This is a genomic window from Mesorhizobium sp. M7A.F.Ca.CA.001.04.2.1, assembly GCF_003998485.1.
Taxonomy (GTDB): Bacteria; Pseudomonadota; Alphaproteobacteria; order Rhizobiales; family Rhizobiaceae; genus Mesorhizobium; species Mesorhizobium ciceri.
Genome location: NZ_RZQT01000162.1, coordinates 1 through 11,713 on the forward strand (window position 1 = coordinate 1; position 11,713 = coordinate 11,713).

Below are 11,713 nucleotides of genomic sequence, written 5' to 3' on the forward strand. Positions count from 1 at the left end.
ATTCCCCTACTGCCTTATTCCCCTCAATCCGCCATCGTCTCCAAACTGGCAAAACCCTGTGGCGCGTCGCCCTCGTCGAACGGCGTCGTCACTTCGACGAAGGTGTCGGGATAGAAGCCGTTGAAGCGGGTCCTCAGCGACAGCGAATAGGCGCCGATATGGCCGATCTCGATCCAGTCGCCGGTATCGACCGTTTCCGGCAGCCAGAACGGCCGCGACAGGATGTCGACGGAATCGCAGGTCGCACCGCAGACCTTGAACGGCACGATGTTCTTCTCCTCGCCATTGCGCGAGCGGATCGCCGGGTCGGGAATGAAGCGCGCCGGCAGCGTGATCTTGCCGGTCCATGAATCCGACAGCGATGCCCAGATGCCGTCATTGATGTAGAGCCGTTTGCCCTTGCGCAGCAACACCCGCACGATCAACGACAGGCAGCGCGCCACGATCACCCGGCCGGGCTCAGCCACCAGCGGCATCTGGTCGAACTGATACTCCTTCAGATCGCCCGACAGCCGCGACATGATCTGGCCAAGCGTCGGCATCTCGATCTGCTTGCGGTTAGGGTCGTGGCCGTATTCGGCGGGGAAACCGCCGCCGACATCGAGCCCGGCAATATCGAAGGTCAGCCGGTTGCGCACCCAGTCGGCGGAAGCCAGCGCCCGCTCATAGGTGTCGGGATCCTCGATCTGGCTGCCGACATGGAAGCACAGGCCGACCTTGTAGCCGGTACGGTTCAGCCGCTCCGCGAGCTCGACGGCATAGGCCGGCCCGGCGCCGAACTTCTTCGACAGTTCGTAGGCGGCATGCCCCTTGGTCTGCACCCGCACGAACACGCTGATCGAGCCCGGATCGATGTCGAGAGCCCGCACCACTCGCGTCAGCTTGGTGATCTCGTCCTCATGATCGAGCGAAATGACGCGGATGGCGTAATTCTCCAGCGCCAGCTTGATGTCCGACTGCGCCTTGACCGGGTGCATGTAGAGCATCTCGGCATCGGGGGAAACGGCACGCACGGCGGCGAACTCGCCCGGCGAAGCGACGTCGAAAGCCTTGACGCCGGCTTCGACCAGCGTCTTCAGCACGATCTGCTCGCCATTGGTCTTGACCGCATAGGCGGTCTTGCCGGGGAACATGCCCATGAACTGCCTGGCATCCGCCATCAGCACTTGCGGGCGGAAGCAATAGACCGGATCGTCCGGACGAAGCGCCAGTGCCGCCTCGCGGGCATTCTCGAATCGCTGCATGGACGAATCCTCACTTCGGCTGCGCACAATTAATCCAAGCTAGCGGCTAATGAAAACAATTCTGTGTCTCGTGCGGCTGACGCTGGGGCGCTAGGTCTTTGCCAGCAACGCTTGCCAGCGATCAGGTTTCGGGTGGCTCTTGTCACTGAGTCCGATATGGCTTCTGCCTGACTGACTGGCATTCAGGCCGTCTGGGAGGGCGACTCACATGACAATAGCCGCGACATCAGCACCGCGCGGGCCGATGGTGCTCAAGGACTGGGGGCAGCTCCTGCTGCTCGGCGCGATCTGGGGCGGCTCGTTCTTCTTTGCCCGCATCGCGGTGGCGGAACTTCATCCGCTGGTGCTGGTGCTGTTTCGCGTCGCCATCGCGGCGATCGCGCTGCAGATCTATCTCGGTCTGCGTGGCCCGTCCTTCCGCCTCGCCCTTCCCCATGCCGGCCTGTTCTTCCTGCTGGCGCTCACCAACAACGTCGTGCCCTTTTCGCTGATCTTCGCCGGCCAGACGGAGCTTGGCGCCGGCGTCGCCTCGGTGCTCAACGCCACGACGCCGTTCTGGACGCTGATCCTCGCCAATGCGCTGACATCGGACGAAAAGCTCTCCTGGAACAAGCTCGCCGGCATTGCGCTCGGCATCGCCGGTACGGCCGTCATGATCGGCCCCGGCCTGCTTGCCGGGCTCGGCGGCCCCGTCTGGGCCAAATTCGCGCTGATCGGCGCTTCGCTGTCCTATGGCATTGCGCTGATGGTCGCCCGCCGCTTCAAGGGCGTGCCCTCGCCGGTCGTCGCCACCGGGCAGTTGACCGCTTCGACCATCATCATGATCCCGATCGTGCTCTTCACCTACGGCCCATCCGGCCTGTTCTCGGCCTCGCCGCCGGTCTGGGCGGCGGTGCTGGCGCTGGCACTTCTGTCCACAGCCGTCGCCTACATCCTCTATTTCAACCTCGTCGCCTCGGCGGGCGCTACCAACGCCTCGCTGGTCACGCTTGTCGTGCCGGCCAGCGCCATGCTGCTCGGCTTCCTGTTCCTAGGCGAGCGGCTGGAGCTGTTCGAAATCGGCGGGGTGGTGCTGATCGCGCTCGGCCTCATCACCATCGACGGGCGCGTCCTTGGAAGACGTTAGCGCGTCCTTTGAACCCCCACATCGCCGCGAAAGTCGAATTCGCCTTTCGCGGCGGTAGCGCTGCCATGACACGGCAGCGACACGAGCCGGCCACATTTTATTCACAGGTCTGAAGTCGGTATTTGCCTAGGAGTTTCAAAGCCTAACGGCAAAAGACATGTCGCGGATTTCACAATCACGTCGCAATGCAGCACATTTTCCGCTTGCCTGTGGCACAAATGAACCTAGACTCCATGACATAGCTCTTTAAGAGGAGGCTATGTCATGGGACTTACGAGGCCTATCAACGCATTGATGATCTGTGCTGCGTTCGCCTTTATCGGAGCCCTCATTATGGGCTTCCTTCCCTGACCGCCAAAGCGGGGAAGACCAGCACCCAAATAGTCCAACCAATTCAAAAGGCCGGGTTTTTCCCGGCCTTTTGTTGTTGAGCCCGACCTCATGCCGCGGCTGATCCGGCGGCCGCCGCCTCGTGCGAGCGAATACCGATCATATGGCAGATGGCAAAGACCAGATCGGCGCGGTTCATGGTGTAGAAGTGGAAATCGCCGACACCGCGCTCGACCAGGTCCATGACCTGTTCGGCTGCCACCGCCGATGCCACCAGCGCATGCGTCTGCGGGTCCTTGTCGAGGCCTTCGAAACGCTCCGCCAGCCAGCCGGGCACATGCGCGCCCGCCCTCGCGGAAAAGTTCGCGACCTGCTTGAAACTGTGAACCGGCTGGATGCCCGGCACGATCGGGATGTAGATGCCGGCGCGGCGGACGCGCTCGACATAGCGCTCGTAGAGATCGTTGTCGAAGAAGAACTGGGTGATCGCCCGCGTCGCGCCATTGTCGACCTTGCGCTTCAGCATCTCGATGTCGGTGGCGAAATCGGGGCTTTGCGGATGCTTTTCCGGGTAAGCCGCGACGGAGATGTCGAAATCCGCGATCGTCTTGAGCCCGGCGACCAGTTCCGCGCCATTCTCGTAGCCACCGGGATGCGGCCGGTAGGGCTCGCCGACGCCGGAGGCCGGGTCGCCGCGCAGCGCCACGAACCGGTTGATGCCGATCGATTTGTAATCCCGGATGACCGCATCGACCTCGTCGCGCGTTGCCCCGACGCAGGTCAGATGCGCCGCTGCAGGAATACCGGTTTCCGTCAAGATGCGCTTTACAGTGCGCGCGGTGCGCTCCCGTGTCGAGCCGCCGGCGCCGTAAGTCACCGAGACGAATTTCGGCTTCAGCGGCTCCAGCCTCGTGACCGTCTCCCACAGCCTCGCTTCCATCTCGTCCGTCTTCGGCGGGAAGAATTCGAAGGAAACCCTGACCTTGTCGCCGATGTCGGGGCGGCGGGAAAAGCGGAACTGGTTCATGCGATTTCCCCCATCGAGTTCGCTTTGGCCTGCCTTGTGTCGTTGGAAGGATCGGCAATCAGCAGGCGCCGATCGCGGCCGAGCCAGAGTTTCACGGTGAGCCTCGCCTCATTGCCACCGCGCGGCTCGAACTCCTGGGAATCTTCGAGATCGAGGCCGGCTTCCGAAAACCAGTCGGCGATCTGCCGGTCGGAAAAGCCGAGCCGCATATGCGCATGCTCCTCGCGCAGGAATTCCAGCGCATGCGGCGCGAAATCGACGATGACCAGGCGTCCTGCCGGACGCAAAAGCCGCGCCGCCTCGTGGATGGCGCGGGCGGGATCGTCGAGATAGTGCAGCACCTGATGGATGGTGACGAGATCGAAGGCATCGCGCTCGACCGGCGGCGCGAAGATGTCGCCCTGCCGAACTTGCGCGTTCGAAACGCCGGCCTTGTCGAGATTGGCGCGCGCCACGGTCAGCATCTCGCGCGACATGTCGATGCCGACACCGCGCCGATAGAGCGGCGAGAAGATTTCGAGCAGCCGCCCGGTGCCGGTGCCGAGATCGAGCATCGACTGGAACGGCCGCTTGCCGACCAGTTTCAGCATTGCGGCTTCGACGGCGCGGTCCGGCACATGAAGCGAGCGGATATGGTCCCAGCTTGCCGCATTCACGGAAAAATACTCGACCGCCCGGTCCTGCCGCTTGCGCTTGACCGAGGCCAGGCGCTCGAGATCGCGCTCGACCTGCGGATCGGCGCCGCGAATGCCGGAAACCAGGCCCATGACGAAGTCACGCGCGGAATCCGCATCCGACAGGCGGAAGAAGGCCCAGGACCCTTCCTGGTAGCGGCCGATCAGCCCTGCCTCCAGAAGCAGCTTCAGGTGCCGCGAAACGCGCGGCTGCGACTGGCCGAGAATTTCGGTAAGATCGGAAACGGTGAGGTCACCGCGCGACAGAAGTGCCAGTATGCGCAATCGGCTGGATTCGGCCGCCGCCTTTAACGTATCCACCATAGTGTCGAGCGAGACATGCATCAGCGTATTCTCTTTGAAAAGATATAAACATATGTTTATGTCAATTTTCGAAACCTTGCAAGCGCTATGTCGCTTCCGGACAAGAAAATGCCGCTTGTGTGGCGTTTAAGAGATATGGGCCATGACTGGACCGCGTGAGATGTTCGAGGCGCGCGAAGACGAGCAGAGGCTGGAAAACAATCCGGCACTGATGCCGCCGGATGACGGCATCGTCTTCATCGGCCGCATTGCCTCGCCGTGGACGACGCGCGAAACCTGCCCGAAGAACATGCGCGCCGCGCGCGAGACCGGGCAGAAGGCAGTGCTGACCATCGACGCGCCCTACCGAAATGGCTTACGGGGGCTGGAGCGCGCCAGCCACGTCATCATCCTGTCCTGGCTGCATCACGCGCCGCGGGACCTGATTGTGCAGAAACCACGCCATGCGGCCGAAGCAAAAGGCGTATTTTCGCTGCGCTCCCCTGCCCGCCCCAACCCAATCGGGCTGCATGTGGCCAGGCTCGTCGGGCTCGACCAGAACACCGGCCGCATCGATCTCGACGCCATCGACGTGCTCGACGGCACTCCGGTCATCGACATAAAACCCTATTTCGCCTCGACCGACGCTATACCGGAGGCGACCATCGAAGGGCGCGACGAGCCCGGGGTTCGGCGATGACGGCGCCCACCGGTCGCCGCCGCGCCATCGCCAAGGCGCTGACAGCACTTCTGCCGCTGGCACCCTATGCCGACATGGAGAAGATCCGCGGCGACGCCGGCGCGGTCCACATGAAGACCTTACCACCAGGCATCGCCGTATGGTTGGCGACGATTGCCCATATCCGCCACATGCACACAGATTACGAGAAACTGCTGAGCGAAGGCTACGACCGCGACTCGGCGCGTTTCTTCGTCATCGAGCAGACCAACGTCGTGCTCACCCGCTGGCGCGCGACGCGCCTGCTCGACGCGGATGACGAGGAGGAATGACCACGGCTACTTCCGCTTAAGCACTGCGACCGCATTATAGGGCTGACCATCGGCCTGGCCGATCCAGGTCCAGGACAGATTTTCCTTGAAAAACCTGACGGTGATGTTGCCGCCGTCGATGCATTTGTCCTGACCGTAGGTGATGCTCTCGTGGTATTCCACCGAAATGCCGTCACTGGACGTCTGTGACAGCGATCCGCCGCAACCGAGTGACGGATAGTCGATCGACGCGCTGCCATCGTTGATGGTCATGGCGATCGGCCAGTCGGCCCCGGCGTCACCCGCCGGGCTTTGATGGCCGCTGCCGACCCAGGTGCCGCTCAGCGACGGCACCGCGCAAGGCAGGTTCTGGAAGATCGGTGTCAATTCGCTCCCGGTTTTCTCGCAGCGATAGGTCTGCCCGCCCTGGCACAATTCCTCGCCTTCGCGCGCGCACTGGGCGCTGGCTTCGCCCGCGGCGGCGAACATCGTCATGGCTGCTATGACGGCCCCAAGCCTGCGCATCTTCCCCCTCCCGTTCAGAGCGCGCAATCTAAGGCAATTCCGATCCAATGTATCGGCGAGATCGTCATCGAGGCCGAACAGCGCCGGGCGGGTGGCTCTATGCGTTCTGCCCTGCGCCGATAGCCTGCTGACTCGCCTTGCGTGACAGGAGGCCCCAATGAGCCACACGGCGACGACACAGGACGAGAAGCAACTGCCCGTGGTTGGCGACCGCCATGTCGACCCGCATTTTTACCCCGACGGCATCGCCTTTCTCGACGGCCAATACCTGCCGATGTCGCAGGCCAAGATCTCGGTGCTGGACTGGGGTTTTCTGCATTCCGACGCCACCTACGACACCGTGCATGTCTGGAACGGCCGCTTCTTCCGCCTCGATCTGCATCTCGACCGCTTCCTCGGCGGGCTGGAAAAGCTGCGCATGACCATTCCCTTCGACCGCGACGGCGTGACCGAAATCTTGCACAATTGCGTGGCGCTGTCCGGTCATCGCGCCGCCTATGTCGAAATGCTGTGCACGCGCGGCGCCTCTCCGACCTTCAGCCGCGACCCGCGCCAGGCGGTCAACCGCTTCATGGCCTTCGCCGTGCCGTTCGGCTCGGTCGCCAACGCCGAGCAGCTGCAGCGCGGCCTGCGCGTCGCCATCAGCGACAAGATGCGTATTCCGCCGGCCTCGATCGACCCGGCGATCAAGAATTACCACTGGCTCGATCTGGTGCGCGGCCTCTACGATGCCTATGACCGCGGTGCAGAGACCGCGTTGCTCCTCGACTTCAACGGCAATGTCGCCGAAGGCCCGGGCTTCAACGTCTTCTGCGTCAAGGACGGCAAGCTGTCGACGCCGGCCACCGGCGTGCTGCCCGGCGTCACCCGCCGCACCGTCTTCGATCTCTGTGCAGAAGAAGGCCTTGCCGCCACGGCGACCGATCTCAGCGTCACCGCATTGCGCGAGGCCGACGAGGTGTTCATCACCTCCACTGCGGGCGGCATCATGCCGGTGACGGAGATCGACGGCGCGGCGATCGCCAATGGCAAGGTCGGACCGATCACCAGCCGGCTGATGGCGCGCTACTGGCAAAAGCACGATGACCCGGCCTGGTCGTCTCAGGTGAATTATCCCCGATAATTCAGGCGTCTTTGTCAAAAGATTCCCGTCGCCTCTGGAAAATCAGAGGATCGACCGTATATGCCCGAAAGCGGAGAAGCCTCCGCTTTCATCCAAAATCACGCCCGCAGGGGCAAGGACTCCAAGATCATGACAAACAAGGTTTGGTTCATCACCGGATCGTCTAAAGGCTTTGGCCGCGTCTGGGCCGAGGCCGCACTCGCGCGTGGCGACAGCGTCGCGGCCACCGCCCGCGATGCCGGCACGCTCGCCGATCTCGTCGAGAAATACGGCGACAGGATTGCCGCGATAAAGCTCGACGTCACCGACAAGAAAGCCGTCGATGCCGCTGTCGCCGAGGCGCACAAGCGTTTTGGCCGGCTCGACGTCGTCATCAACAATGCCGGCTACGGCCATTTCGGCGCCATCGAGGAGGTCAGCGAACAGGAAGCTCGCGACCAGATCGAAACCAATGTCTTCGGCGCTCTGTGGGTCACTCAGGCCGCACTGCCGATCATGCGGGCACAGCGTTCCGGCCACATCATCCAGATCTCGTCGATCGGCGGCGTCAATGCCTTTGCCTCGCTCGGCCTCTACCACGCCTCGAAATGGGCGCTGGAGGCCTTCAGCCAGTCGCTCAGCATCGAGGTCGCGGAATTCGGCATCCATGTGACGCTGGTCGAGCCGGGCGGTTTCTCCACCGACTGGGCCGGGCCGTCGGCCAAGGTGTCCCAGCCGATCGAGGCCTATGCGCCCGCCCGTGCCAAGATGGCCGAGCGCCGCGCCAATTCGGTCGCCGGCGATCCAGACGCCACCGGGCCGGCCATGCTGGCCATTGTCGACGCCGCCGAGCCACCGCTCCGGGTATTCTTCGGCGATGGCGGCCTGCCGATGATCAAGCAGGAATACGCCAACCGCATTGCCACCTGGGAGAAGTGGGACGACGTTTCCATCATGGCGCAAGGCGTGAAGAAGAACCGCAAGGGCTGAAGTCCAGCGCTTTTGCTGCGCCGCTCCATGGGCGGCGTAGCCGGCCCTCAGGCTTGATAAATCCACTGCTCCGGCACGCGCAGCGATATCTCTTCGCCTGCCCTAACCGTGCCTGGCTTCTCTACCCAGGCGACAATGCCGCGCAGCCGCTTCGCCGCTTTCGGGAACAGCAGCGCGCCGGCTTCGACGTCGGCCATTCCGGCGTTTTCGGCGATCGACCGGCTGGCGATGCGGCACGGGCCGTTCTGTGCGTCGACCTTGATGGTGACGCCGCCCTTGAAGAACAGCAGCGTGCCGGACGGCAGCATGGAGAGGTTCGGCACCCCTTCCATCACCAGATTGGCGCCGATCCATTCCGGCTTGATCTCGGCCAGGCCCATGCGCTCGGCGACAACCGCCAGCTCGTCCGCTGCCACGATGGACAATTGCCGCTCGTTGCGCATTTCAGTGCCGCGCGGATACCAGGGCTCGCGCCCGCCCGAGCGCCGCGTCGGTCCAGCATGGAAATCGCCTGATATGCCGTCGAAACCCAGCCGCAATTCGTCCACCGGGCGCGTCTGAAAATGATCCGCCGGCGCCACGTAAAGCGCTGCCGCCCTGGCGGCAAGCTTTCGCGCGGCGATGATTTCAACCGGCTTTTCAGCCTCGGGGAAGAGATCCGGCATGGCGTTCTTTCTATTCGTCATCCAGCGAATTAGCCGGGCGCGCTTCGCGGCGTCCAGTCGAAAGTGCTGATCGTCCGATCAACAGCACCGATAGGATCGCGATCACGCTTTTCTTACCTGTCATCGATCTCGCACCGCATTGCCGGCGCGCGGTGCCGGTTTCATAGTGACGTCCAGACGGTTTGCGGAGGCTGATCATGCGACCTGTGACGGCAATCACGTTGCTTTGGTTGATCTGGGCAGGAAGCTGGGCCGTCGCCGCTTTGTGGTCCGACCCTGCCCAGAAGCGCGCCGGGTTCAAGGCGGAGGCCCGCTATCGGGGTCTCTGGATAGCCGGCGCGGTGCTGCTGTTCATTCCGGCGCACGGCTATGAAGGCCGGCTCAGGCTGTGGATGCCTGATCTCCCCGAAGCCTGGATCTGTGTCGCCCTGATCGCCATCGGCATCGCCTTTGCCTGGTGGGCGCGCCTGCATCTCGGCAGGCTGTGGTCGGGCACCATCACCGCCAAGGCCGGGCACCGTGTCGTCAACACCGGCCCGTATGGCCTTGTCCGGCATCCGATCTACACCGGATTGCTGCTGGCGATCCTCGCCACCATGGCAGCCAAGGGCACCGTCTGGGGCATAGCCGGAACCGCGCTGCTCATCATCGGCATCGTGACGAAAGCCAGGCTGGAAGAAAATTTCCTGCGCGGCGAACTGGGCAGCGCCTATGACGACTATGCCGCGCGCGTTCCGATGCTGGTGCCGTTCGCACCAGCATGACGCGGCAGCCTCAAAGCATTCTCAGCAGCGCGCCGCCGATCGAATAGCCCGCGCCGAAGGCGCAGATCAGACCGAAATCGCCCGGCTTCATGTCGGCGTGGTTCTCCGACAGCGCGACGATGGCCCCGGCGCCCGCCGTGTTGCCCAGCCGCTCCAGCACCATTGGCGCGCGGTCGTGATCGACCTCGTGGCCGAACGACAGCTTCAGGATCATCGCATTCATCCGCGCATTGGCCTGATGCAGCCAGAAGCGCCTGATCGCCTGCGGCGTCAGCCCGTGCTCGGCGAGGAATTCGACGATGAATTTCTGCCCGGCGACGGTGACTTCCTTGAACACCTTGTTGCCGACCTGCTTGATCAGATTGCCTTCCAGATTGATCATGTAAGGATCATCCTGGGCGGTGCGGGTATGGTAGCCCAGATTGGTGCGGATGTTGTTCGACATCTGCGTCCAGATGCGCGTGTCGAGCACCTCGAAGCGCCCCGGCCGCTTGTCGCCCTTGGCCAGGCCTTCGACCACCATCGACACCGAAGCGTCGCCGAAAATGAAATGCGTCTGCCGGTCGCGGAAATTGAGATGGCCGGTGATGATCTCGGGCGTCGTCACCAGAATGCGCTTGTGCGCGCCGGACCGCACCAAATTAACGGCGATGTGCAAGGCCGCCGCCGCCGAAGAACAGCCGAGCCCCATGTCGAAGCCTGCGCCCTTCGTGCCCAGCGCCTCCTGCATTTCGATGGCGATCGCCGGATAGGGCCGCTGATGATGCGAGGCCGAGCAGATCACCAGGTCTATATCCGACGGCTGTAGCCCCGCATGCTCGAGAGCCTTCTTCGCCGAGGCGATGCCGAACTCGGCTTCGAGCGACAGCGCATCGTCGGGCCGAGCCGGAATGCGCGGCGACATGCGGGTCGGATCGAGAATGCCTTCGCGCTCGATCACATGACGGGTGCGCACACCCGAAGCGTGGACGATGAAGTCGCTATCCGATTTCGCCAGCGGCGGCTCGTCGGTGCCCAGGCGGCGCGCATTCTCCGCGTCGACCCAGGCATTGAAGCTGGCCACCAGCTCTTCATTGGTGATTGTGGGTTCGGGAATTTCAACGCCGATGCCGCTGATGATGACGCGATGCATATATCCAGTCCGTCCCATCCGCAGGCGTTGCGGGCTTCATGTGGGCGCCGGAACGCTCCGGCGCAACAGTTTTCTCACCGCGTCGGTTTACGCCGGCTTAAACCAAAGGTTTAGGCCGGACTGGTCCTCGTGCAACATGGATAATCAGGCCCGCTTGGCAACGATGAAGATGCGTGGAAAGCGCAAAAGCACCTTACCGCTAGCCGTTTTCGGATAGGCCTTGGCGATCTTGGCCGTGTAGCTTTCGAGGAACATCGCCCGTTCGTCGGAATCCAGCGGATCGAGGAACGGTTTCAGGCCCGTCGACTTCACCCATTCGACGATCGCTTCGGCGTCGGCAAGCGGGTGGTTGTAGATGGTATGCCAGATATCCAGCCGATCACTGAGCGGCGACAGGAGGTCATAGTAGGACGACACCGGCGGCAACGGCCCGCGTGCCGCGCCCTTGAGCTTTTCGGCAAACGGCAATTCGGCGGCGGTCTCGCGCATCAGGCGGTGGGAGTCCTCGCCCAGATTGTCGGGCATCTGGACGGCAAGCGCGCCGCCTGGCGCGAGGAAACCCATCAGCCGCTGGAAGACTGCGGGATGCTCGGGCAGCCACTGGAACACCGCATTGGCAAAAATCACGTCGACCGGCTCCGCCGGCTGCCATTTGGAGGCATCGGCGAGATCAAAGGTGACCTCGGGCAAGCGCGCCCGCGCCTTCTCGATCATGTCGGGCGAAGTGTCGAAGCCGCTCACCCCAGCATCCGGCCAGCGCCCGACGAGCAACTCGGTCGAATTGCCCGGCCCGCAGCCGATATCGACGACCCGGCGTGGAAAGTCGACGGGCACCTGCGCC

The 11,713-nt window shown here is 63.3% G+C and carries 13 protein-coding genes; 6 read left to right on the forward strand and 7 right to left on the reverse strand.

Going from position 1 to position 11,713, the window contains the following annotated elements:
* Positions 1–23: 23 nt before the first annotated feature.
* The gene (locus tag EN955_RS30605; protein ID WP_024501482.1) at positions 24–1,244 is read right to left on the reverse strand and encodes an alanine racemase; all 1,221 of its coding nucleotides are present in this window, start codon (positions 1,242–1,244) and stop codon (positions 24–26) included.
* A gap of 208 nt (positions 1,245–1,452) precedes the next feature.
* On the opposite strand from EN955_RS30605, the gene EN955_RS30610 reads away from it, so the two are divergent.
* Positions 1,453–2,370, forward strand: a complete 918-nt coding sequence (locus tag EN955_RS30610; RefSeq protein ID WP_024501483.1) for a DMT family transporter — start codon at positions 1,453–1,455, stop codon at positions 2,368–2,370.
* Between the two features lie 439 nt (positions 2,371–2,809).
* Here EN955_RS30610 and metF read toward each other — a convergent pair whose 3' ends face one another.
* Positions 2,810–3,727 carry a methylenetetrahydrofolate reductase [NAD(P)H] gene (metF, locus tag EN955_RS30615; RefSeq protein WP_024501484.1) on the reverse strand — a complete coding sequence of 306 codons (918 nt, stop codon included), beginning with the start codon at positions 3,725–3,727 and terminating at the stop codon, positions 2,810–2,812.
* A complete protein-coding gene (locus EN955_RS30620; protein ID WP_024501485.1) occupies positions 3,724–4,746 on the reverse strand; it encodes a metalloregulator ArsR/SmtB family transcription factor in 1,023 nt (340 codons plus the stop codon). Before EN955_RS30620 ends, metF begins: the two co-directional genes overlap by 4 nt.
* 121 nt (positions 4,747–4,867) lie before the next feature.
* On the opposite strand from EN955_RS30620, the gene tsaA reads away from it, so the two are divergent.
* Both tsaA and EN955_RS30630 read left to right on the forward strand, forming a co-directional pair.
* The gene (tsaA, locus tag EN955_RS30625) at positions 4,868–5,404 is read left to right on the forward strand and encodes a tRNA (N6-threonylcarbamoyladenosine(37)-N6)-methyltransferase TrmO (protein WP_032898585.1); all 537 of its coding nucleotides are present in this window, start codon (positions 4,868–4,870) and stop codon (positions 5,402–5,404) included.
* Positions 5,401–5,715, forward strand: coding sequence for a DUF2293 domain-containing protein (locus tag EN955_RS30630; RefSeq protein WP_013530931.1), 315 nt, complete (start codon positions 5,401–5,403; stop codon positions 5,713–5,715). Before tsaA ends, EN955_RS30630 begins: the two co-directional genes overlap by 4 nt.
* Positions 5,716–5,721: 6 nt before the next feature.
* Here the strand turns inward: EN955_RS30630 and EN955_RS30635 are convergent, their stop codons facing one another.
* Entirely contained in the window at positions 5,722–6,219 is a 498-nt protein-coding gene (locus EN955_RS30635; protein WP_024501487.1) for a hypothetical protein, read from the reverse strand.
* Between the two features lie 157 nt (positions 6,220–6,376).
* Here EN955_RS30635 and EN955_RS30640 point away from each other — a divergent pair, with 157 nt between their 5' ends.
* Together EN955_RS30640 and EN955_RS30645 are read left to right on the forward strand one after the other, a co-directional pair.
* A complete protein-coding gene (locus EN955_RS30640; protein ID WP_024501488.1) occupies positions 6,377–7,342 on the forward strand; it encodes a D-amino acid aminotransferase in 966 nt (321 codons plus the stop codon).
* Between the two features lie 129 nt (positions 7,343–7,471).
* Positions 7,472–8,311: an SDR family oxidoreductase gene (locus tag EN955_RS30645; protein ID WP_024501489.1), complete on the forward strand. Its 840-nt coding sequence runs from the start codon at positions 7,472–7,474 to the stop codon at positions 8,309–8,311.
* Positions 8,312–8,358: 47 nt separating this feature from the next.
* Here the strand turns inward: EN955_RS30645 and EN955_RS30650 are convergent, their stop codons facing one another.
* Positions 8,359–8,976, reverse strand: a complete 618-nt coding sequence (locus EN955_RS30650; protein ID WP_024501490.1) for an MOSC domain-containing protein — start codon at positions 8,974–8,976, stop codon at positions 8,359–8,361.
* Positions 8,977–9,173: 197 nt separating this feature from the next.
* Here EN955_RS30650 and EN955_RS30655 point away from each other — a divergent pair, with 197 nt between their 5' ends.
* A complete protein-coding gene (locus EN955_RS30655; RefSeq protein ID WP_024501491.1) occupies positions 9,174–9,740 on the forward strand; it encodes an isoprenylcysteine carboxylmethyltransferase family protein in 567 nt (188 codons plus the stop codon).
* A 10-nt stretch (positions 9,741–9,750) separates the two neighbouring features.
* Here EN955_RS30655 and EN955_RS30660 read toward each other — a convergent pair whose 3' ends face one another.
* Together EN955_RS30660 and tam are read right to left on the reverse strand one after the other, a co-directional pair.
* Positions 9,751–10,872, reverse strand: coding sequence for a beta-ketoacyl-ACP synthase III (locus EN955_RS30660; protein WP_013530925.1), 1,122 nt, complete (start codon positions 10,870–10,872; stop codon positions 9,751–9,753).
* A gap of 144 nt (positions 10,873–11,016) precedes the next feature.
* A partial coding sequence (tam, locus tag EN955_RS30665; protein ID WP_127223511.1) for a trans-aconitate 2-methyltransferase occupies positions 11,017–11,713 on the reverse strand: 697 nt, incomplete at its 5' end.